The following is a 22,174-nucleotide window of genomic DNA, read 5'->3' as shown; positions in this document are numbered from 1 at the left end:
GCTGAGCGGTGCGACGGACTTCATCGGCTGTACTAAGAGTGTCATAAGATTCCACCCCCGTTTGGCGTGGTGATCGGTTACTGGCGAGTTCTACGCATGGGTAACCGTGTCCTGGGTAACACGGGGTTTGACCGGCGGCGCGGACGCGATTCCCAAACCTGCTGCATGCAGGTGGTTACGGTCGAGTAGCTATAACTGCGCAGATCAAAGCAGTTTTGTTATCGAATCGTTATATAAATTTTTGGGGCCGCGGAGCGCCGTCTGAGCGGCATCACCGATGCCGACCGCGGGGCGGGCACACCGAGCCGGCGCGAAAATGAGCGAACGAGTGTTTGCTGGGCTTTCTAAGAGTCCGCGTCCCGGTCGGACCGGACGACGATGTGCGGCCGCTAGGCCCACTGCCCGAATTGGGGCTTGAGGATCTCGTTGATGTCCACGCCCACCCCGCCGACGCTGCGTTTGTCGATCTCAACCTGGTGCAAGTGGGCGGCGGGATGGGCGTACCCCTTGGGCGAGCCCCAGTTGTGCTGCCAGAAGTAAGAGCCCAAACCGTCGTGCAGTGCCCAGTCGATGGTCTTCGAATTGGCGTACACGCCTGTGCGCTGATGGCCGATGACCGACTCCCACGACCGCAGGTACGGCGCGATCTGGCTCTTGTACTGCTCATAGGACGGGTCGTCGTCGATCGAGGCATAGATGGGCGCCGTGGCGGGGCCGCCGGCCGCGGCGTGGAGCTGCATTCCGCGTTGCGCGTGCTGCAGGCCGGCGTTGGCGCCGCCCAGCCAGTCCGCGGTGTTGCCCTTGCCGTACTGGTAGCAGGAGACGATCTTGAGTCCGTTGCTGTGGAGGTCGCGCGCTTCGGCGACCTGGATCGGCTTGCCGAGCATCCACTTCCCGCCGGGCCGTCGGTCCGAGACGTACCGGATCGATCCCACGGCCCCCGCGGCGCGGATCTCGCTGGCCGGAATGACCCCGGCCGCGTAGTCCAGCAGGGTGCCCAGCGACGCCGAGGCCGGCGCGGCATCCAACGACGCACCCGCGGCGCCCAGACCCAGCAGGGCGGGCGCCGCGGCCGCGTATTTGAACAGGTCGCGCCGCGAAACCGATGACACAAGCCACAGGGTACGACACAAACCCCATATGACACATTGGTCACACTGGTCACATGTGCGTCACGGTGCCGCCTCGGCGCTGCAGCGCGCCCGCCGCGCCCAACATCGCGTAGGGGCCGGTCACCGCCATGAGGCTCAGCAGCGAGCGGACCCTGGGGTCGCCGCGCTGGAGATGTCTCAGCTCCAGCAGGGCGTTGATGTTGTCCAGCGTGTCGACCATCAGGCCGATGTATTGCCAGCGCCGCCGGTTGGGTTCGTCGCTGCCGAGATAACCGATGCCCAGGGCCAGGGCCCGGGCCCCGAAAATGCGGATCAGATACTTGAGCTCCGTGGACAGCATGTGATCGGGCACCCCGTTCATGCGAGTCTGGGACGCCGGGTAGGCAAACGCCGTGGCGCCCAGCAGGATCCGACCGACGGCGGCGGCGGCGAACGCGCGGCGCAGGCCCGCGGGCTGCGGCGGTGAGGCTGGTTTCGATGTGGTGGTCATGCATGCAGTCTTCGCCGCGCAGGTAGGTAGGTCGATTACCTTCGAGGTAGTGGTTTAGCTCCACGCAACGGCGTTAGGTTCTTCACGATGCCTCGGAGTGCAGCGGGTGTGGCGGTGCGCGAGTGGCGCACCCGTCGGCGATTGAGCCAGATGGAACTGGCGCATCAGCTCGGTGTTTCGCCCCGCCACCTCAGTTTTGTCGAGACCGGCCGGGCCAATCCCAGCCGCGCGTTGTTGCTGCGCATCGGCGAGTCCCTGGACCTGCCGCTGGCCGCGCGCAACCGACTGCTGCTCGACGGCGGCTACGCACCGATGTTCGGCGAGCACACCCTGGACGCCGAACGCATGAGGCCGGTGAAGGCGGCCGTCGACTCGGTACTGGCCGGCCACGCCCCGTACCCGGCCATCGTCACCGATGCCTGCTGGAACCTGATAGCGGGCAATGTGGGGTGCGTCGTGCTCGCCGAAGGGGTCGACGCGGAACTGCTGCGCCCACCGATCAACGTCATGAGGTTGTGCCTGCACCCGCGGGGATTGGCGCAGCGGTTGCTCAACCGCGCCGAGGTGCACGCCGCCATCCTGGGCCGGGTTCGCCGGCACGCGCAGGCCACCGCGGCCCCGGACATCCGCCGTCTTTACGAGGAGCTCTCGAGTTATCCGGTGCCCAAGGGCGGCGACCGCGGCGAGCGGACCGGCGAGCTGTACGTGCCGTTTCAGATGCTCACGCTGGACAACACCGAGCTCCGATTCGTCAGCATCATCGCCACCTTCGGCAGTCCGCTCGACATCTCCGTGGAAAGCCTGATCATCGAGTCGTTCTTTCCCGCGGACCCGGCGACCGGCGACTACCTGCGCGGTCTCGACGGTGATCGGAGGCTGCGCGCGATCGCTCAGCAGCACCCGCAGTTGCTGCCCTACATCGGCTAGGGTCAGCGCGTGGACCTTAATTTATTATCACTATAAAGTTAGTAGAGTTACCGCGAGCGCTTGACTGCCACCGGAGTTCAGATGGAACGCGACCAGCTCATCGACCTGACCCGCCGCGCCTTGAAGTTGGCGCGCGACAAGACAACAGACCTCGCCCCGAGCGAGCACCGGGTCGAGGCGCGGGACTACACCAGTCCCGAACGCCACGACCTCGACCGGGCCATGCTGCTGGCCAGCCCGCAGTTGGTCGGCTACGTGTCCGAACTTCCCGCCCCGGGGGCGTATTGCACCAAGACGGTGATGGGTCGGTCCATCCTGTTGACCCGGACTGCCGATGGCTCGGTGAAGGCGTTCGACAACGTGTGCCTGCATCGGCAGTCGCAGGTGGTCACGGGATGCGGCACCGCGAAGCGGTTCACCTGTCCCTACCACGCGTGGACATACGACAACACCGGGCGGTTAGTGGGTCTGCCGGGGCGTGAGGGTTTTCCCAGCACTGCCGTCAAGTCCGACGGCCTGGCCGAACTCCCGGCCACCGAGTTCGCCGGATTCCTCTGGGTCTCACTGGATCCCGGTACGACGCTGGACGTGGCCGCGCACCTGGGACCGCTGGCCGACGAACTCGATTCCTGGGGCATCGGGCGCTGGTCGCCGTTGGGCGAGAAGGTGCTCGACACGCCGATCAACTGGAAGCTGGCGATCGACACCTTCGCCGAGAACTACCATTTCGCCACCGTCCACCAGCAGACGTTCGCCACCATCGCCCGCAGCAACTGCACGGTGTTCGACTCCTTCGGCCCGCACCACCGGCTGATCTTTCCGCTCAACACCATTCTGGAACTCGACGAGGTGCCCGAGGAACAGTGGAATCCGTTCCACAACATGGTCGTGATCTACGCGCTGTTCCCCAACATCGTGCTGTCAGTGACGATCGCCAACGGCGAACTGTTCCGCGTCTACCCCGGTGATCAGCCGGGCCGCTCGATCACCGTGCACCAGAACGCCACACCGCAGGACCTGTCCGACGAATCGGTGGCCGCCGGCGCTCAGGCCGTCTTCGAATACGCGCACGCCACCGTGCGTGACGAGGACTACCGGTTGGTGCAGGGGCTCCAGGCCAACCTCGAGTCGGGCGCCCGCGACCACCTGGTGTTCGGCCGCAACGAGCCGGGGCTGCAGCACCGACACATCACGTGGGCTCAGGCGCTGGCGAGTTCAGCTCGCTGACTCATCGGCCGACAGCACCGCGACCAGATCGTCCAGAAGCGTTGCCAGCGCACCGGTTTGAGAGGGGCGCACCTCGGTCAGCAGTCCGACCGCCTCACCCCGACGCCCGGCGGCCACCAACGACGCCAGCCGCTCCACCGCTGTCTGCAGGTCGGGGTCGGACGGTTCGATGTTCGCGACGGTGGTGGTGAGCACCTCCACCAGCTCCCAATCCCGATACAGGGCAAGCGATCGTTCGTTGAAGGCGAACGCGGTCACCGGCTGCCCACCCAGCGTCCCGCGGTAACGGTAGGGCCCCTCCATGTATTCGATCGGCAGGCCATGGGCGGGCGCCGGCACCACCGGCTCACCGACGATGTCGAGTCCCAGTGTGCGACAGGTGATCCGGTGACGATCGGGCAGGTACCGGGCTGGGGCAAGCGGGCGCACCAGGGGCCGCACCGTCTCCGGCCACCGGACGTAGCTGCTGATCGTGACCTCGATGTCTTCGGCGCATTGCGGCGAGCTGGCGGGATCGGGGTAGCTCGTGGTGACACCGGTGAACGGTTGCAGGACATTGCGGTTCGTCCGGTCGAACTGCCGCCACACGCTCAAGTCGACGCCGTTGTCGAAGTTGATGGTGCGCCATTCGTGCGACCGGGCCCGCGGATCCCCCGCCGTTCCCCCGCCGCCGGCGTATTTCGGGAACCATTGCCGATCGACATGGCCACTGTTGCCGGAGACCTGGTGGATCTCCTCGCCCCAGCACAGGGTGCCGGTCATCGCCATACCGGTCTGGAAGTAGGAGTAGGTGTCTTCTTGGCCGAAGCAGACGATCTTGCCGTTGTAGGTCGAGGCGCCCACCGGAGTCGGTGCGCGCGTGGGGGTTACGGCCAGGTCCAGCCGCATCCGCCGACCGGAATGGTCCTCCCCCACCAGGCTGACGCGGTAGGTGTAGGGCAGTAACCCCCCGTCCCCGTTGCGGCACGTGGTCCAGGACGCGGTACCCGCACCGCCGGCGTAGCTGATGTCGAGATAACCCGTGGCCAGCTCGAGCTTGCGCGGCGCCCCCGGTTCGAGGTTGGCCGGCGGCATGTCGTAATCCGTGTACGTGCCGTAATCGCCGGTGTCGAGGTCGAAGAGCGCCATCGTGTAGAAATCGGCGACGATCGTCCCGCCGGGCCGGTTCTTGTTGAAAATCGTCAGGAAGGCAAAGGACCTGTCGGTCTCGGCGGCGTCCAGCTGGCCCGCGATGAACCAGGTGTCCGACTCCTGGTCGGGGTGTTCGCCTTCGGCGGCGGGAAACTCGAGCTGGCCGTCGCCGGGCACCAACTGGAATGGGTAACTGCGCCAGTCGCTCTTCATATCGCGCCCGCCTCGACATCGTCGCTGATGATCCGCTCGCGGCTTCCCGCTTCGCTCTTTCTTCGCTATGTTAGCGTCAATAGCGAATTACGGTCACGGTCGTACTGCACCCACCGCTGCCTCGAGGAGGCGCCCCGATGACGAAGAATTCCGACCATCGTTGTTACGACGAAGTGTTCATCGGAGGGCAGTGGCGCAAGCCCGCCAATCCCCAACAGCTCGACGTGATCTCGCCGCACTCCGAGGAGCCGGTCGGTCACGTCCAGGCGGCCGGGCCCGAGGACGTCGACGCCGCGGTTGTCGCCGCTCGGCACGCCTTCGACCACGGACCGTGGCCGCGGATGAGCCACGCCGATCGGATGGCCAAAGTCGAACAGCTCGCCGCGATCTACGCCCGCCACAGCGACGACATGGCCGACCTGATCACCGACGAGATGGGATCACCGCGCAGTTTCAGCCGGATGGGCCAGGGGGCGGCTGCCGCGTCGCTGATCCACCTCGCGCTGGCCGCCGCCCGCGACTTTCCGTGGACCGAACGCCGCCAGGGCGTGCTCGGCGAAGTGCACCTGCGCCGGGCCCCGGTTGGGGTGGTGGGCGCGATCGTGCCCTGGAACGTGCCCCAGTTTTTGATCATGCCCAAGCTGATCCCCGCGCTCATCGCGGGGTGCACGGTGATCGTCAAGCCCGCACCCGAAACGCCTTTGGACGCTTTGTGGTTGGCCGAGATGATCGAGCAGCTTGACCTGCCCGAGGGCGTGGTCTCGGTGCTGCCCGGCGGCACCGACGTCGGCGAGGCGCTGGTGCGCCACCCGGGCGTGGACAAGATCGCGTTCACCGGGTCCAGCGCCGTCGGGCGCCGGATCGCCGCCCTGTGCGGGGAACAACTGAAACGCGTGAGCCTGGAGCTGGGCGGCAAGTCGGCGGCGATCATCCTCGACGACGCCGATATCGACAAGACCGTGGCCGGGTTGAAGAGCGCGGGCCTGATGAACAACGGCCAGGCCTGCGTCGCCCAGACCCGCATCCTGGTCAGCGACCGCAAGCACGACGAGGTCGTCGACGCCCTGGCCGGCATGATGTCAGCGCTGCACGTCGGTGACCCGGCCGACGAGGCAACGGACATCGGACCGCTTGTGGCCCAACGCCAACAGCGCCGCGTCCAGGACTACATCCAGTCCGGCCGCAGCGAAGGGGCCCGCGTCGTCCTGGGTGGCGAACAGAGCCCGTCCGAGCGCGGCTGGTACGTGCAGCCGACGCTGTTCGCCGACGCCACCAACGACATGCGCATCGCCCGGGAGGAGATTTTCGGGCCGGTGCTCACGGTGCTGCGCTACCGGGACGAGGACGACGCGATCCGCATCGCCAACGAGACCGACTACGGTCTGGCCGGTTCGGTGTGGACGTCCGACATCGGGCACGGCCTCGACGTCGCGGCCGCCGTCCGCACGGGGACCTACGGCATCAACATGTACACCCTCGACATCGGGGCACCGTTCGGCGGATTCAAGCAATCCGGCATCGGGCGCGAGTTCGGCCCCGAGGGTCTGCACGAGTATGTCGAACTGCAGACGCTGATATGCAAAGGGCAGCTGCCACCCCTATGAGGTCTGCCATCAGGGATCGCGGCCCCGGCGCGGTTGGCACTTGACTGTGAATCCTGGGCTTCGAGTGTGAATCCGTGGTGGGGATTGTCGGCGTGTCGCCTCCCGGTGTTCCCATTCAAAGCCCACGATTCACACTCGGCGCCAACGATTCACACTCAACGCAACCGCCTCACCGAACCGGCGGCACACCGCCAGGTGCAGTTCGGCGTTGTCATCCATCGCCGTGATGCGGGTCCTCGGGCACCTGCAGCGTCAGCTCGACCGGGCAGCACAGCGCGCCATGCTGATTGGTCACCTGGATTTCGAGGTCGACCAGGCAGCGCGGCGGGTCCACCGAGGTGTCCCGCCGTTTGGCCACCGCGCGCCCGCGGCCGGTCATGGTGTCGCCGGCGTACACCGACCCGGTCAGCCGCATGGAGCGCCGCACCACGCGACTGCGCGGCCCCGCCCACTCGGTCGCGACCCGGTCGGCGAAGCCGGCGAGGTGCATCGTGTTGACGTAGATCGTCGGATTCCCTTGAGCTTGAGCGTAATCCGGGTCGAAATGGCCGGGGAAGTAGTCCCACGTCGCCCCGGCGTTCTCCACCACGCGCTGGTAGCTGATGTGGTCAACCACCTCGGGCAGCGCGACCGGAACGGTGATCCGGTCGAAGTCCAGGCCGTCGCCGGTCACGAGGGCGGCCCGGGGGTGAAGCGGAACAGGGTGTTGCGGGAGGTGGCGACCACGGCGCCGTCCTGGCGGCGATAGGTCTCCAGCGTCTCGACGAAATGGCCGACGCCCAGCCTGGTCCGCTTTTCCGGCGACACCGACACCAGCTCGTCGACGACGGTCAGCACGTCGCCTTCCACGATGGGTTGGGGAAACTCAACCTCGTTGGCCGCGTTGATGAATGTGGTGCCCGGCAGCGGCACCCGCAGGGCGATCAATGAACCGGACCTCCTCCCTCCGGGCTGCCAGGGCGGCGCGATCAACCAGCCCATCAGCAAAGCGGGTGGCGCGAGCAGGCCTCCCCATTGCCGACGAGCGAACTCGGAATCCCAATAGGAACGGTTCCCGTCGCGGACCATCGCGGCGAACAATTGGATGCGGGCGGCGCTGACCGCCGTGGCCGCGGTGCGGGGTTCGCTTTTCGTGCCGACCATCCGCAACGCATCCTCGTAGGTGCCGAAGGCCAGCCGCTGACTGAAATCCTGGTCCACGTATCGATGCCGCTCACATGACGAGCGGATGCCGGCTCGGGACCGAATCCCACTGCAACGTACGGGATGTGAAGTACCATCCGCCGCGCTCGTAGACCAGTGTGTCGTGGAAGACCCCGGTGGCCCGCAGCGCGGTGTCCTCGAACATCGCGGCGAAAAGCACGGCGACGCAATGCTGGTCGGCGTTGACCCCGTCGACGGTGATCTCGTGGTCGACCGTGATCAACCGTTGCCCGTCGCCGCCATCGAAGGCCGCGCGCAGGTCGGTGAACGCCTCGCCGTCACGGGTATAGCTGGCGCCGGAATGGCGGAAGGTGGCGATCCAGCGCTCGCGGTCGCCGTCCGAATAGGCGCGATTGTGCCGGGCGTTCAGGTTGAGGATGGCGGCGCGGCCGGTGGCGGCTTGGAGCAGCTGCTGTTCCTGATAGGTCATGGTCATTGTGCTTCGCAGCCTCTCTCACAGTGACGGGCAACGTTACCGGGCAACGATATACCCCTCTTTTTCCCGATCCCATGCGCCCGGACTCACGCCCCGGTTGCGCAACAGGTCTTTGCGGATGCGGCCGATGATGTTCTTGGGCAGTTCGTCCACCGCCTCGACGTATCGCGGCACGCAGAAGTACGGCATCCGGGCCGAGCAGAAGTCGAGCAACTCGGCGCAGTCCAGTGTGGCCCCGGGACGCAGCGTCACGACTACCAGGATGTCGTCTTCGCCCAGCTCGCTGGGGACTCCGACGGCCGCTGCTTCGGCCACGGCGGGGTGACGCGTGACGACGGTCTCCACTTCGACCGATGAGACGTTTTCGCCCCGCCTGCGCAACGAGTCTTTGACGCGGTCCACATAGGTCAGGTTCTGATCGGCATCGAGCCGGCCCAGGTCACCGGTGCGAAACCACTCCGGGTGCGGGTCCACCCGCATCCCCTGGCCCACATAGCCTTCGCTCATCACGTGGGCCCGCTTCGGCCGGCACGCGATCTCTCCGACGGCGCCGGCCGGTAGCGGATCGCCGCGCTCGTCGATGATGCGCACGTCGAAATCGGGATTGGGCCGGCCCGAGGTTCCGGGTACCCCCTCGTCGGCCACGGCCTTGAGGGCGATCGGGAACGCCTCGGTCAATCCGTACATCGTGACGATGCGGCAGCCGTAACGCTTTTCGATGTCACGGTAGGAGGCCGCGTCGATGGGCGCAGCGGAGATGAACCGCAGCGGCAGCTGCGCGTCCCGCGTATCGGCGGGCAGGTTTTGCAGCATCGAGACCATCGCGCCGGCGCCGGCGAAACCGACGGCGCCGTGGGCGCGTATCTCATCCCACACCTGCGCCGGGTGAAAGGCTTTCGCCAACACGGTGGTTCCACCGACCAGCATCGGTGCCAGCACGCTGGGCGCCGCACTCAGATGAAAGAGCGGCATCGCCGTCCACAGCACCTCCCCCGCGCCGAACTCCCACGCCGAAGCTACGGTCGCCGCCACCGAGAACAGGTAATGCCACGTCGTGGCAACCGCTTTGGAGGGTCCGGTCGTGCCCGAGGTGTAGAACAGCACGCCCACGTCCGCCTCGCCCGCGGGGCTGTCGCCCACCGGGTGAACCGGCGTGCTACTCAACGCCTCAGTGAGCGAAACATCCAGCACCACAACGTCGGTCGCCGCATTCAGTCCGCCCGCGACCTCGTCGACGCGGGGCCGCCGCTCGGCATCGGTGAGGATCACCTTGGCGCATGACAGGCGAAGGGTGTGCAGCAGAAACTCGCCCTTGTTCGCGGCGTTGATGGCAGCGCTTACCGCGCCGATGCGCGCCGCGCCCAACCAGAAGTAGACCCATTCCGGGCAGGTGGCGGTGAACAACGCCACGCAGTCGCCGCGGCCGACGCCCAAGCCGGACAGTATGTTTGCCGCCGCGCGGGAGCGCCGCCGCATCTGCTCGAAGGTCACGTCGACACCGGCGATCGACATCATCACCCGGTCGGGATGCTGCTCGGCCCGCCGATCCAGCACAGCCGGCACGGTGAAACCGTCGACACCGAAATCGGCGGGACCGGGCATCAGGGTTTCATCAGGCTTTCGCGGCCGCCGGGTCCGGCTCGCCGTCGGCGGTGTAGCCGAAATCGGACGGCGACGGTTGCGTTCCCGGGTAGAAGCGGTGCGCCCAGCGGCGAAGGGCCGCGTAATCGTGCGCCTCCTCGGGAGCCAGATTCGGCTTCTCGAGATACTTCATGTTCTCCCAGGTGAAGAAGTCCTGCTTGATGACTTCTTGCTGCAGCGCGAGGAACCGGGCGGCGCGTCCGGTCGGCACGTCACCGGTGTCGCCCGGCTCACGAACGGAGGCCTGCGTGTAGAAGTAGTCCGTGTAGTCCTCGTCGACCGGCGTCTGTCCGGTGACCTGAACGGTGGCCACCAGCTCGCTGGGGAATCGCACCACACCCAGCCCCAGCGAGTAGTTGTCGTAGATGATCTTGGCGTCGACCGGCCCGTTCGGGGTCAACCAGGTCTGCGCCCGGCCCCCGCCGAAATGGGCATTGACCGTGGCGTGCAAATGGTAGCCGGACACCTCGAACGACGCGGTGGTGGCGGGATTGGCGGCCTTGTGCACGTACTGAACGTGGTACGGGTCGGCGGCGTTCTCGATGATCATCTGCGGGTGCACCTTGACCCGGTTGAGCATCTGGGTGTGCGGGTGCAGGGGGTAGTACTCGTTGGTCTCCAGTTCGGGCAACACCGGCGGCTTCCAGTACGGCGCCCGACCGTGCCGCTCGTGCCAGGCCAGCACGAAGCCGTACCACTCCATGCTCGGATAGGTCCGGATGCGGACGTTGTTCTTGCAGCCGATCTTGCTGTAGGGAATCAGCGCGTTGCTGCCGTCACCGCGCCATTGCCACCCGTGCCAAGGACAAACGATGTTCTCGCCGTCCACGGTGCCGCCGACGGCGAGGTTGGCGCCGAGGTGCTGGCAGTAGGCGTCCATGACGTGGACCTGGCCCGACTCGGTGCGGAAGAGCACCAGCTCCTCACCGAAGTAGTGCGCGCGCTTGACCTGACCGGGAGCCAGATCGGAGCCGAAGGCGACGATGAACCAGCCCGTCGGGAAACGGTAGGTCGACAAGGCGATGCCGGCCTGCCCGAACTCTCGTTCTGAGGGGTCCTCGGCCGACTCCGGGGCCGGGTCCGAAACTGTACGCGTCACGAGCACTCCAGTTCGACGACTAGCTCTATTTTTACTATCTTAGGCATAGAACGTCAACGCGGCGCTCACCGGCTCCGGTGCGTCGCCGCAGAACGGGGCCCGGCGATGACGGCTGCAGCGGTCGACCTGTCCGATCTGTCTTTGTGGTGCAACGGCTTTCCCGACGACCTGTTCGCCGAGCTGCGACGCAGCAGCCCATTGTTTCGGCACGAGCTGACGCCGGGGGTGGCCCAGACCGTGCACCGCGATTTCTGGATGGCGACCAAACACCGGCACGCGGTCCGCCTGCACCGCGACACCGAGTCGTTCACCGCGGCCGACGGCCCGCTCATCCAGCCGGTCGCCATGTTCTCGTCGTTCCCGACGATCATCACGTTGGACCCGCCGGAGCTGAACAGACGCCGCAAACTCATCTCCAACGCGTTCAATCCCCGCGCCATAGCCAAACTCGAGGAGGGGATCCGCGCGCGTGCCGCACGGATGATCGACGACCTGCTGGCCGCGGGCGGCGGGGACTGGATCGAGGACGTCGCCGACGCGTTGCCGATGTCGGTGATCGGCGACATCATCGGCATCCCGGACGAGGATCGGCCGCGAATCTTCGGCATCTTCGACCAGATCCTCAAAGCACTTGCGCCCGAAGCACACCCGAGCGGGCAGGTGGAACTCGATCTCTTCGCTTCGGTGTTCAGGTACGCGATGGAGCTCACCGCCGAAAAGCGGCGCAATCCCACCGACGACATCTGGAGCACGCTCGCGACCGCGGTGATCACCGGCGAGGACGGCGAGCGATTCAGCTTGCCCGAGAACGAGCTCGAGTTCTTCTTCTTCGTGCTGGCGTTCGCCGGCAGCGACACCACCAAGAACGCGTTGGCCATCGGGCTGCAGGCGTTCGTGCGCAATCCACAGCAGATCGAGCGGTATCGCGCGCAGGAAGCGTTGCGGCCCGGCGCGGTCGAGGAGGTGCTGCGCTGGGCGTCGCCGGTGGCGTACTGGACGCGCACCGCGAAGGTCGACGTCGAGATGGACGGCCAGCGCATCGCCAAGGGCGAGCGGGTGGTGTCGATGCTGCGCTCGGCCAACCGCGACGAGGAAGTCTTCGATTCACCGTTCGTCTTCGACATCGGCCGCCAGACCAACCCGCACGTGGCGTTCGGGGGCGGCGGACCGCACCACTGCCTGGGCGCCATGCTGGCCCGTGCGGAACTGCGCGCGGTCTTCGACGAACTGCTGCTGCGCTGCGATGACATCGAAATCGGCCCGGCCAAGGCCGCCCATCCCAACCTGACCACCAACATGTCGATCTACGACGAGATGGCGATATCGCTACGCGAGCGCCGGCGAGTCTGATTGCCCGACTCCTCACTCGCGCCGTTCCGGCACTCGCCGTCCTCGGGCGAGTCTGATTGCCCGACTCCTCACTCGCGCCGTTCCGGCGCTCGCCGTCGTCGGGCGAGTCAGTCCTCGACCAGCCGCAGCGCGGCCTTCGGGCACTGGTCCACCGCGGCGCGCACGTCGATTTCCAGCCGGGCCGGCACGGGGCCGTCCGCGATCTGCACCACGTCGGCGTCCCCCAGCTCGAACACGTCCGGCGCAAGCGATTCGCAAAAGCCGTTGGCCTCGCACAAGTTTTCGTCGACCGTCACGCGCATCAGATGCCCTCCACTTCTCTTACAGACCCTTGGGGCGGGTCCCGATCACCCCGCTGGCCGCGAGGCGTGTCAGTTCTTCGTCGGTCAGCCCGCACCGATCGCGCAGGATCTCTTCATTGTGCTCGCCCAGCTTCGGCGGCGGCCGCAGCAGCCAGTGGTCCTGGCCGTCGAGCAGGGCGAACGGCGGGGACGGGTAGAGACCGAGGCCGGTGCTGCCATGGTGCAGCGCCTCGAAAAACCCGCGCTCGCGCAGCTGCGGATTGTCGGTGACCAGCGACGGCGATACCACCGGCGCGGCGGGAATTCCCGCGCCGGCCAGGCGTTCCACCGTCGGTTCAAGGGTCTGGCGGGCGAACCACTCCGCCAGCCGGGCGTCGATCTCGTCGGCTCGTTGCCGGCGACCGGCGACGGTGGACAGGGCCTCGTCCCGGCACCACGCGGGACGGTCCATCACGTCGACCAGCGCGTGCCACTGCGCGTCGTCGCGAATGGTCACGGCGATCCAATCGTCCTTGTCGCCGGCGCAGCGGTAGATGTTCTGGATCGCCGTGCCGTGACCGCGATTGCCCCGACGGCTCAGCGTCACACCGAAGACCTCGGACTCGATCGCCTGGATCGCAGTGGCGTTGAGCACCGTTTCCAGCATCGGCAACTCGACCAGCTGGCCCGTCCCGGTGCGCTCGGCGAAGCTCAGCGCGGCGAGCACGGCGAACGCGGCGTGCACACCGGCCAGCGGGTCGCAGGCCCCGCGCGGGGTCACCGGCGGGGCCTCGGGCAGCCCAGTCACCCAGGCCAAGCCCGCGATCTGCTCCATGGTGGGCGCGAAGCCGACCCGATCCCGCCACGGGCCCTCGACGCCGAACGCGGGCATCCGGGCGAACACCAGTCTGGGGTTGACCCCAAGCAGCACCTCGGCGGTGAGGCCGAAGTGCTCCATCACCCGCGGCGAGAAATTCTCGATCACGACGTCGGCGCCGGCGACCAGTTCGGTGAACAGGCGACGACCCTCCTCGGATCCCAAATCCAGTGTCACCGAACGCTTGTTGGTGTTCATCGCGTGGAACACCCAGCCGTACTCCCACCAGTCGTCCACGTCGGTGCGCATTCCGCCCGAGTAGCGGATGCCGTCGGGCCGCTGGATGGATTCGATCTTGACGACGTCGGCGCCGAAAGCGGCCAGCAGGTGGGTCGCGGCGGGCCCGGCCCAGAACGCGGTCAGGTCGATGATGCGAACACCGGCCAGCGGTAACCCGTCCAGCGCCGGTTCGGATTCGGATTCGTCACGGCGCCAGGGTGTCTCGTCATCGTCCTCGCCAAGTGAGGGCGTGGCACCCACGCGTGCGGGCGCGCAGGCCGACATCAACCACGGCGGGCGGGGCTGGTGAAAACCGGCGGGGTTGTGGATGAAGGCGTCGCGCTGGCGCACGTATTCCAGATCCCGGATGGTGGAGCCGTTGCCCAGCGCGGCGATCGGCAGCCGGAACAGCTGTCCGAGCTCGACGATTTCGGCGACGGTCCGTTCGGCCAGCCAGGGATGGATCTGCTCGCGGATCAGGTCGCGGTATTGCCACCGGCCGATCTGAAACCGCAGCTGTTCGATCTCCTCCAATTGCGGGCATTCGACCATCGCGGCGAAGTCGAGCCACTGCTGCCCGGTGACCATGGTGATCCCGACGTAGCCGTCCTTGGCGGGCTCGATTGACGGCACTTCGGTGGTGCGGCGGATCGGCGGGACGCGCAGCAGCTGCGAATGCAGCCATTCGCTGCTCTGCATCGCGGTGAGCGCTTCCAGCATGGACAGGTCGAGGTGCTCGCCGGGCCCGCCGCGCTCGACGCGGCGGCGCACGGCCAGCGCGCCGAACGCCGCGAACACACCGCCCATGTACTCGCCCAGATCGCCGCCGATGGAAATCGGGGGCCCGGCGGGATCGCCGCGAAAGCCGGGCGAGCCCGCCCACGCTTGCAAGGTGAACTCGCTGGCGGCGCGGTCCGCGTAGGGTCCGCTCCAGCCGAAATCGGAGATCGTCACGATGACGGCCCGCGGCGAGTGTTCCAGCAGTTGCCGCGGGTCGATGCCCATCGCCGCGGCCCGCGCCGGGCCCGCAGTGACGACGACGACGTCGGCGGCGGCCAGCGTGGCGCGAAAGCGCGCCGAATCCTCGGCGCCGGGCGCGAACGTCATGCTGCGTTTGCCCGCGTTGAGGTAGCTGAAAAAAGGAGCGGTGCCGTCTTCGGCGACCGGCGAACAGCTGGCGGTGTACCGCCGCAGCCAATCCCCTTGCGGCGGTTCGATTTTGCAGACCTGCGCGCCGGCGTCGAGCAGCAGCTTTCCGCAGTAGCTGCCCGCTATCCGGTCACTGATCTCGACGACACGCAAATCGTGAAGCGGTGTCGGCCGGCTGTCGGACCGCTCGCTCAATTGCACCCGCCCTCCCGATCGACGCGCGATCAGAGAAGCTATTTATATCATTACTGCTAAAATAGCTAAGCCAGCGAGTTGCTTTGTTTCGAGGATCGGATGACCGCCTTGGGAATTGGCCCCGACGCCCGGCGCCGGTTGTCGGCGCCGCGGATCGCCGAAATCGTAGCCGATGAGTTGCGTCGTCAGATCATCGACGGCGACCTCGCCGATGGCGATCTGCTGCCGCGCCAAGAGGTGCTCGTCGAGCAGTTCAACGTGAGTCTGGTGTCGCTGCGCGAGGCGTTGCGGATCCTGGAGACCGAGGGGCTGGTGTCGGTGCGGCGGGGCAACCGCGGCGGTGCCGTCGTGCACGCCCCGGCGAAGACCAGCGCCGCCTACATGCTCGGCCTGTTGCTGCAGAGCGAGTCCGTTGAGGTGGCCGATCTCGGCATGGCGTTGCAGGAACTCGAGCCCGCCTGCGCGGCGCTGGCCGCCCGCCGCCCGGACCGGGCCGAGACGCTGGTGCCCGAACTCACGCGGATCAACGAGTCGATGGCCGAACACCTCGAAGACGGCCGCCGGTTCACCGAAATCGGCCGTGAATTCCATGATCTCATCGTCCGCGGCTGCGGCAACCACACGATCATCGCGGTCGTGGGCAGCCTGGAGACGCTGTGGACCAGTCACGAACGGCAATGGGCCGACGAGAGCGCGTCGCGGGGCACCTATCCGTCGCTGGCTCAGCGCCGCGCGGTGCTCACCACCCACGTCAAGCTGACCGAGACGATCGCGGAGGGCAACGTCGACCGGGCCCGTCGTATCGCCGGACGCCACCTCGCCGACACCCAGACCTACGTGCTGTCCGGTCAGCACGATCAACGCATCTATGCGCTCTCCCCGCAGGCCTTGTCGCGGTCGCGGGACATCCGGCACTCCTGAAGGGCGGCCTGCAACGGTCATGCGAACCGCATTGGTCACCGGCGGTAGCGGCGGGATCGGAAAAGGGTGCGCCCGCAAGCTGGTTGAGCGCGGCTACGAGGTGGTGCTCTCGGCGCGCCGGGAAGATCCGTTGCGCGCCGCCGCCGAGGAGATCGGTGTGCGCCATGTGGTGGCCGACGCCTCCGATCCGATCGGATTCCCCGCCGCGATAAGCGCATTGGGGGAAATCGACCTCGTCGTCCACGCGGCGGGGGCGCTCGGCGGAACCTACGCGCGCAAGCAGACCTTCGAGCAGTGGCAGGCCATCATGTCGGCCAACCTGGATTCGTGCTTCGTGGTGACGTCCGCGGTGCTGCCCAGGATGAAGGCGGGCTCGCGGCTGGTGTTCATCTCGTCGTCGGCGGCACACGAGCCGATGCCGGCCCGCACCGCGTATTCCGCCTCAAAGGCCGGCATGAACGCGTTCGCGCGGGCCCTGGCGCTCGAAGTCGATCGCGACGGCATCAGCGTGCATATCGTCACGCCCGGCCCGGTGGCCACCGAGATGCTGCAGGACGTTCCGTTCGAGATGTACGCGATCGCGGTCTCCGACGTCGCCGAGGCGGTCGTCTGGCTGGATACCGTCGACCCATCGGTCGATTTGCCGGAGATCCGCCTGTCCGCGGTGGAGCGCGGCCCTTACGCGCGGCCGCCGGTCGTGCCCACCGAGGCCCGCCGCCGCGCGCAACGGGGTTGACGCCTACGGCGCCGGGAACGGCTTGATCACCGATTCGCCGAACTCGTGCAACGAGTCCGGTGCGGCGAAGTCGGCGAACCAGACGTAGAACCGCTCGACCCCCTGGCCGGCCAGTCCGCTGAAGTGCCCGACCAGCTCGCGGGCATCCCCGCAGACCAGTCCGGATCCCAGGTTGCCGAATCGCCGGGTACTCATCTCGCGCACGGTGTCGGGATCGGCGCCGGACCGGACGAAGCCCACCATCTGCTGGATGGACAACCGGGCCGTCCCGGCGGCCGCGGCCAGCGTCGGCAGCTTGTCGAGCTGATGGGCCGGCAGATTCCACCAATCCGCGTATCTGCGAACGAGTTCCATCATCCGGGGTCCGCTGCCACCCAGGACCAGCGGTATCGGGTAGGACCGACGCGGGGCCTGCGGCGCCACCGCGTCCTCCCCCGTCGCGTCGCCCCAGTACTGCCTGAGCAGTCTCAGGTGGCGGTCGAGCTGATCGACCCGTGCTCTCGGATCCTGCTGGCCGACATCGAATCTGGCGAACTCCGAGGGCCATGACCCCGCCCCCAGGCCCAGCTCAAATCGGCCGCCGGACGCCTCCGAGAGGGTGACGGCCTGTTTGGCGAGCACCGCGGGATGCCGGAAGGCGTCGCAGAGCACCAGATGGCCGATCCGCAGCCGCTCGGTCTTGGCGGCCACCCAGGTGGCGATCCCCATTGCCTCCCAGATGCTTTCGTCGGGCAGGCCGGGCGCCTCGAGGTGATCGATGAAAGCGATGCCGTCGAAACCGCTGGCCTCGGCCCGGCGCGCACGCTCGGTGATGTCGCCCGCCGACAACCGGACCTGCGGCAGGAACAGGTACCACTCGGCCATGCGCCACCTATGCGTCCGACCCCGTGTCATTGACGGCAGGGCTAGTTTATTATCTTTACTATGTTAGAGGTCTTATGGATGTAGGGCTGAACTCGGAGCAGTTGTCGCTCCGCGACGCCGTACGCGACATATTACGTACGGAGTGCCCGCCTGAGGCCGCCCGCCAAGCGCTCACGGATCCGGAGCGCTGGCGCGCCCTGTGGAAGACGGTCGTGGATCTCGGGTGGACCGAGCTCGCCGCCCCCTCCGAGGAAGAGGCGGGCGACTACGGGCCGGTCGAGCTCGCCGTGGTTCTCGAGGAATGCGGTGCCGCCCTCGCCCCGATCCCCTTGCTGAGCAGCGTCGGTCTGGCCGCGGGCGTGCTGCGTGACGCCGGACTCGACTCGGTCCTGGCCGACATCGCGGGTGGAACCGTGGCGACGTTGGCCGTCCACGCGCCCGGGTCGCGCCTGCCCGGGGCGCCGATGACCCTGAGCGACGGCCGGCTGCGCGGCCGTGCGGTCGCGGTCCCCCACCTGTCGCGCGCCGAGCTGGTCGTCACCCTTGCCCGCGACGATGCCGGTGACACCGTCGCGGCGGTCGCGCGTTGCGGCGACGGTGTCACCGTGGTGCCCGCGGCTGAATCCACCGACCCCGCCCAGCCGTTGGCGACGGCCGACATCGACACCGAGCCCGTGGCCGTCGCGAGCGTCGACGTCGAGTCCGCATTGACGGCGCCGTGGGTGGCCTGCGCCGCGGACCTGATCGGCGTCGCGAGCGCCGGGTTGCGCCGCTCGGTTGAGCACGCGAAGTCGCGGCGCCAGTTCGGCCAACCGATCGGCGCATACCAGGGGATCAAACACGCGTTGGCCGACAACTACGTCGGCCTGGAACGCGCCCGCAGTCTCACGTACGCGGCCGCGGCCCGGCTCGCCGATCCGGCTGCGGCGCCCGGCGACGCGTGGACCTCCGCCGCGCTCGCCAAAGCGGCGGCCGGTGACGCGGCCGCCGGCTGTGCACGCACCGCGGTCCAGGTGCACGGCGCGCTCGGCCAGACCTGGGAGCACGACGTCCACCTCTACGTCAGGCGCGCCTGGCAGGGCGCCGCGCTGCTGGGCGACAGTCGCGCGCTCTACCACGAGGTGGGCCGCCGATTCTGCGGGGGCGCCGCGTGAGCCCGGTGGTGGACGAATTCGGCGCGTGGTTGGCGGAGTTCCTGCCCGACGACTACTACGCGAAGTATCGGCAGTACCGGTGGGACCTGGGCCTGCGGCGCGATTACCAGCGGGCCGCCTTCGAGGCCGGGTGGATCCAGCCGACCTGGCCTCGCGAACATGGGGGCCGGTCCCTCGGTCTGCGCGACGCCATGGAGGTCCGGCTCGAGGCCGCGCTGCGCTCGGCGCCCAAACTGCCCAACATCGCCGGTCCCAACGTCGCCGCGCCCGGCATTCGTCAATTCGGCACCGCCGCCCAGGTCGAGCGCCTGCTCGTCCCGCTGTTACGCGGTGACGAATGGTGGGCGCTGGGCATGTCCGAACCCGAAGCCGGGTCCGACTTCGCCGGGCTGCGCACGCGCGCCGAACGCGACGGCGACGTGTTCCGGGTCAACGGCCACAAGATCTGGACCACCCAGGCCCACAAGTCGCGATGGTGCACCCTGTATGCCCGCACGGATCCCGATGCGCCGAAACACCGCGGCATTTCCTGCCTGATCCTGGATCTGCACGCGCCCGGGGTCAGGATCGAGCCGATCCGCATGGCGTCGATCTCCGACGAGACGTTCTGCGAGGTCTTCCTCGACGACGTCGAAGTGCCGGCCGACAACCTGCTGGGTCCGCTCAACGGCGGCTGGAATGTCGCCCTGTCGTCGCTGCAGCATGAACGCCAGATGATCTGGATCATGAACTGGGTCGAGATCAAACGCGGGCTCGAGGCGGTGCGCACCGCCGGCGCCGGGGTCTCGGGCGACGACGTCTACACCGAGCTCGGCTCCCTGATCGCCGACGCCGAAGCCCTGCGGGCCACCGGATATCGCGCGCTGGGCAACGAGCTGGCGGGGCGGCCCAGCCCGGAAGCCGACACCATGAAGTTGCTCGGATCGCTTACGTTGCAGCGTGTTTGGGAACTCGGCGCCGCCGCTGCGGGCCCGGAGTCGGCCGCCGATCCGGACCTGCTGTTCGAACGTCAGGACGCGCTGGCCGCGACCATCTACGGCGGAACGTCGGAGGTGCAGCGCAACATCATCGCCGAGCGGCTGCTCGGACTGCCGAAGGGATGACCACGATGGACTACGACCTCGGCGACGACGCCGGACAACTGCGAAGCCACCTGCGCGAGCTGGTCGCCAACCACATCCCCGCCGACTTCCTCGGCGCCTGCACCGAAAACCCGCAGGACCTCGCCACCACCGAGACGTTCTGCAAACTGCTGGCCACCGAGGGGCTGCTCGCGCTGGCGTGGCCGAAAGAGCATGGCGGCGGTGGGGGTTCGGTCTGGCAGCAGACGGTGCTGCGCGAGGAGATGTGGGCGCAACACGAGCCGCGCGGTCCGCAGTACATGGGGATCAACTGGGTTGGACCGGCGCTGATGCGGTACGGGACTGAGGAACAGAAGGCCAAGCACCTGGCGGCCATCGCCGCCGGGGATGTCATCTGGTGCCAAGGCTTTTCGGAGCCCGAGGCCGGAACCGACCTGGTGTCGTTGCGTACCCGCGCCGTCGCCGACGGTGATGGATGGCGCATCACCGGGCAGAAGGTGTGGACCTCGTACGCGCTGATGGCGTCGTGGTGCGTGCTGGCGGCGTGCACCGACCCCGACGCCCCAAAACACAAGCGGCTCACTCTGTTTCTGATCCCGATGGACCGCCCCGGTTTCACCGTCCGGCCGATCCCGTCGATGCTGGGGCCGCACCACCTCAACGAGATGTTCCTGGACGACGTGCAGGCGTTTCGCGGCGACGTGCTCGGCGAGGTCGGCGACGGATGGCGGGTGATGCGCGAGGCGCTGGCCTTCGAGCGGGTGGGCATCGCCCGCTACGCGCGGTGTGAGTCGCTGCTCGAACGCATGCGCAGCCAGCTCGGCGACGAGTGGGACGAGCTGCCCGAGACGATTCGGACGCGGTGGGTGCGGGCACTGGTCGACCTGCGGGTCGCCCGGCTGCTGGCCTATCGCGCCGTGTCACTGCAGGACGATCCGGCGGCGGGCGCGGCCGCCAGCGCCGCGCGCATCGTCACGACGACCCTCGATCAGCAGGTGGCCGAGCTGCTGTTCGACGTGCTGGGCCCCACGGCGCTGGACAGCGGCAGTTCCGCGCCGCTGCACGGGGCGATCGAAGACCATTGGCGTTACGCACAGGCGGCCACCGTCGCATCGGGCACCATCGAAGTGCAGAAGATGCTGGTGGCACGAGACGTGTTGGGAGGAAGCCGGTGAAAACCGATCTGCCACAAGACATCAGCGATTTCGCCGCCGTCGCCGTCAAGCGGCTCACCCGATTGGGCGGACCGCCGGCCGCGCTGCGCGCCGAGGCCGACGACTCCGTCCGGGACGCGGCCCGCGCCGCGTTGAACGAGGTGGGCGCGTTCGACCTGGACGTGCGCTCGTCCCCGGACGATCTGCTGGCCGCCGCGGTGCTGTGCCAGGCCGCCGGCGCCACGGTGCTGCCCTATCCACTGGTGGAGGAGCTGTTGTCGATCGATGGCGCGCGGCTGGCCCTGGTGAATCCGAAAGCCCCGCGCATCGACCACGGCGATTTGGCCGGCGACTGGATCGCCGCGGACCTGGACGGCAACCGGTACCGGCCGCGGCCGGCCGCGCGCACCGGCGCCAAGCTGGGGCCGTTCCTGGTTCCGGCGACCTTGGGCGCACCCGAGGGAAGCGTCGGAGCCGCCGACGTTAACCTTCATCTCGTGCTCGGATCATGGCGGATTCTGGGAGCGGTGCAGCAGTCGCTGCAGATCGTCACCGAGCACGTGCGCGCCCGGATCCAGTTCGGTAAGCCGCTCGCGGACTTTCAGGCCGTCAGGTTTGCCGTCGCGGACGCCGCTGTCGCGGTGCGCGGGCTGCACGAACTCGCGAAGTACACGATCTGCCGACCCGAATCGCTGCCGGCGCCGATCCATTCGGCCGACGCCCTGGTGCTTCGGCTCAAAGCCGCCGACACCGCGCGCCAGGTGATGCGCACGTCGCACCAGTTACTCGGGGCCCTGGGTTTCTGCGACGAGTCCGACGTCAGCGTGCTCGACCGGCACACCCAGCCGCTGATCCGGTTGCCGCTGGGCACCGACGAACTCGCCCTGCGCCTGATCCCCAGCGTGTCGGACGGGTCGCTGGAGACGCTGTTCAGCGAGCCGGTATCCGCCTGAGCGGCACGGACATTGAGAAGGAGTGGCGCAGGTGACCGCTGGCGACGATAAACAGAGCAGCGCGATGAGGAGGAGCGGCGCAGGTGACCGCCGGCGACGATGCAGAGCGAAGCGATGAGGAGGAGCGGCGCAGGTGACCGCCGGCGACGATGCAGA

Annotated in this window: 21 protein-coding genes; 10 read left to right on the top strand and 11 right to left on the bottom strand. The window is 67.8% G+C overall.

The genetic code is table 11. The annotated features are described in order from the left end of the window. Positions 1 to 389: 389 nt before the first annotated feature. Positions 390 to 1,112: a DUF1906 domain-containing protein gene (locus K883_RS16285; RefSeq protein WP_009957520.1), complete on the bottom strand. Its 723-nt coding sequence runs from the start codon at positions 1,110 to 1,112 to the stop codon at positions 390 to 392. A 49-nt stretch (positions 1,113 to 1,161) separates the two neighbouring features. Continuing rightward, positions 1,162 to 1,602, bottom strand: coding sequence for a hypothetical protein (locus K883_RS16280; RefSeq protein WP_020822079.1), 441 nt, complete (start codon positions 1,600 to 1,602; stop codon positions 1,162 to 1,164). Positions 1,603 to 1,689: 87 nt separating this feature from the next. Between K883_RS16280 and K883_RS16275 the strand changes: the two genes are divergently transcribed. After that, on the top strand, positions 1,690 to 2,529 hold the full coding sequence (locus K883_RS16275; RefSeq protein WP_157884940.1) for a helix-turn-helix domain-containing protein: 840 nt from the start codon (positions 1,690 to 1,692) through the stop codon (positions 2,527 to 2,529). 81 nt (positions 2,530 to 2,610) lie between these two features. Then, on the top strand, positions 2,611 to 3,756 hold the full coding sequence (locus tag K883_RS16270) for an aromatic ring-hydroxylating oxygenase subunit alpha (protein WP_036454983.1): 1,146 nt from the start codon (positions 2,611 to 2,613) through the stop codon (positions 3,754 to 3,756). Here K883_RS16270 and K883_RS16265 read toward each other — a convergent pair. Next, entirely contained in the window at positions 3,745 to 5,100 is a 1,356-nt protein-coding gene (locus tag K883_RS16265; RefSeq protein WP_020822076.1) for a hypothetical protein, read from the bottom strand. The two genes, K883_RS16270 and K883_RS16265, sit on opposite strands and share 12 nt — an antisense overlap. Positions 5,101 to 5,237: 137 nt before the next feature. Between K883_RS16265 and K883_RS16260 the strand changes: the two genes are divergently transcribed. Then, the gene (locus tag K883_RS16260) at positions 5,238 to 6,704 is read left to right on the top strand and encodes an aldehyde dehydrogenase (protein WP_036454982.1); all 1,467 of its coding nucleotides are present in this window, start codon (positions 5,238 to 5,240) and stop codon (positions 6,702 to 6,704) included. A 211-nt stretch (positions 6,705 to 6,915) separates the two neighbouring features. Here K883_RS16260 and K883_RS16255 read toward each other — a convergent pair whose 3' ends face one another. From K883_RS16255 to K883_RS16235, 5 genes are read right to left on the bottom strand one after another with little or no spacing between them, the layout of a single operon-like run. After that, on the bottom strand, positions 6,916 to 7,377 hold the full coding sequence (locus K883_RS16255; protein WP_020822074.1) for a MaoC/PaaZ C-terminal domain-containing protein: 462 nt from the start codon (positions 7,375 to 7,377) through the stop codon (positions 6,916 to 6,918). Further along, positions 7,374 to 7,904 carry an FAS1-like dehydratase domain-containing protein gene (locus K883_RS16250; protein WP_014379641.1) on the bottom strand — a complete coding sequence of 177 codons (531 nt, stop codon included), beginning with the start codon at positions 7,902 to 7,904 and terminating at the stop codon, positions 7,374 to 7,376. Before K883_RS16250 ends, K883_RS16255 begins: the two co-directional genes overlap by 4 nt. 13 nt (positions 7,905 to 7,917) lie before the next feature. After that, entirely contained in the window at positions 7,918 to 8,343 is a 426-nt protein-coding gene (locus K883_RS16245; protein ID WP_020822073.1) for a nuclear transport factor 2 family protein, read from the bottom strand. A 36-nt stretch (positions 8,344 to 8,379) separates the two neighbouring features. Continuing rightward, complete coding sequence (locus K883_RS16240) at positions 8,380 to 9,945, bottom strand: AMP-binding protein (RefSeq protein WP_036454980.1); 1,566 nt, start codon at positions 9,943 to 9,945, stop codon at positions 8,380 to 8,382. A 10-nt stretch (positions 9,946 to 9,955) separates the two neighbouring features. Beyond that, entirely contained in the window at positions 9,956 to 11,083 is a 1,128-nt protein-coding gene (locus tag K883_RS16235) for an aromatic ring-hydroxylating oxygenase subunit alpha (RefSeq protein WP_179945073.1), read from the bottom strand. Positions 11,084 to 11,188: 105 nt separating this feature from the next. Here K883_RS16235 and K883_RS16230 point away from each other — a divergent pair, with 105 nt between their 5' ends. Further along, a complete protein-coding gene (locus K883_RS16230; RefSeq protein WP_020822070.1) occupies positions 11,189 to 12,433 on the top strand; it encodes a cytochrome P450 in 1,245 nt (414 codons plus the stop codon). Between the two features lie 107 nt (positions 12,434 to 12,540). On the opposite strand, the gene K883_RS16225 is transcribed toward K883_RS16230, so the two are convergent. Then, on the bottom strand, positions 12,541 to 12,735 hold the full coding sequence (locus tag K883_RS16225) for a ferredoxin (RefSeq protein WP_009957531.1): 195 nt from the start codon (positions 12,733 to 12,735) through the stop codon (positions 12,541 to 12,543). Between the two features lie 19 nt (positions 12,736 to 12,754). Further along, the gene (locus K883_RS16220; RefSeq protein WP_020822069.1) at positions 12,755 to 15,160 is read right to left on the bottom strand and encodes a CaiB/BaiF CoA-transferase family protein; all 2,406 of its coding nucleotides are present in this window, start codon (positions 15,158 to 15,160) and stop codon (positions 12,755 to 12,757) included. A 93-nt stretch (positions 15,161 to 15,253) separates the two neighbouring features. Here K883_RS16220 and K883_RS16215 point away from each other — a divergent pair, with 93 nt between their 5' ends. After that, positions 15,254 to 16,075: a FadR/GntR family transcriptional regulator gene (locus K883_RS16215; protein ID WP_020822068.1), complete on the top strand. Its 822-nt coding sequence runs from the start codon at positions 15,254 to 15,256 to the stop codon at positions 16,073 to 16,075. Positions 16,076 to 16,094: 19 nt separating this feature from the next. Beyond that, a complete protein-coding gene (locus K883_RS16210) occupies positions 16,095 to 16,811 on the top strand; it encodes an SDR family oxidoreductase (protein ID WP_020822067.1) in 717 nt (238 codons plus the stop codon). A gap of 3 nt (positions 16,812 to 16,814) precedes the next feature. Here K883_RS16210 and K883_RS16205 read toward each other — a convergent pair whose 3' ends face one another. After that, positions 16,815 to 17,675 (bottom strand): LLM class flavin-dependent oxidoreductase, encoded by an 861-nt coding sequence (locus K883_RS16205; protein WP_020822066.1) that lies wholly within the window; start codon positions 17,673 to 17,675, stop codon positions 16,815 to 16,817. 74 nt (positions 17,676 to 17,749) lie between these two features. On the opposite strand from K883_RS16205, the gene K883_RS16200 reads away from it, so the two are divergent. From K883_RS16200 to K883_RS16185, 4 genes are read left to right on the top strand one after another with little or no spacing between them, the layout of a single operon-like run. Next, a complete protein-coding gene (locus K883_RS16200; protein ID WP_020822065.1) occupies positions 17,750 to 18,829 on the top strand; it encodes an acyl-CoA dehydrogenase family protein in 1,080 nt (359 codons plus the stop codon). A gap of 5 nt (positions 18,830 to 18,834) precedes the next feature. Next, on the top strand, positions 18,835 to 19,932 hold the full coding sequence (locus K883_RS16195; protein WP_172417565.1) for an acyl-CoA dehydrogenase family protein: 1,098 nt from the start codon (positions 18,835 to 18,837) through the stop codon (positions 19,930 to 19,932). Then, a complete protein-coding gene (locus tag K883_RS16190; RefSeq protein WP_020822063.1) occupies positions 19,929 to 21,086 on the top strand; it encodes an acyl-CoA dehydrogenase family protein in 1,158 nt (385 codons plus the stop codon). Before K883_RS16195 ends, K883_RS16190 begins: the two co-directional genes overlap by 4 nt. Next, a complete protein-coding gene (locus K883_RS16185) occupies positions 21,083 to 22,018 on the top strand; it encodes an acyl-CoA dehydrogenase family protein (protein ID WP_020822062.1) in 936 nt (311 codons plus the stop codon). Before K883_RS16190 ends, K883_RS16185 begins: the two co-directional genes overlap by 4 nt. Positions 22,019 to 22,174 lie beyond the last annotated feature (156 nt).

It is taken from the genome of Mycobacterium sp. TKK-01-0059 (genome assembly GCF_000709305.1).
In the GTDB taxonomy this organism is placed as follows: Bacteria; Actinomycetota; Actinomycetes; order Mycobacteriales; family Mycobacteriaceae; genus Mycobacterium; species Mycobacterium intracellulare.
Note: the sequence above shows the minus strand (reverse complement) of the source record. Positions and strands in the feature narration are given on the sequence as shown.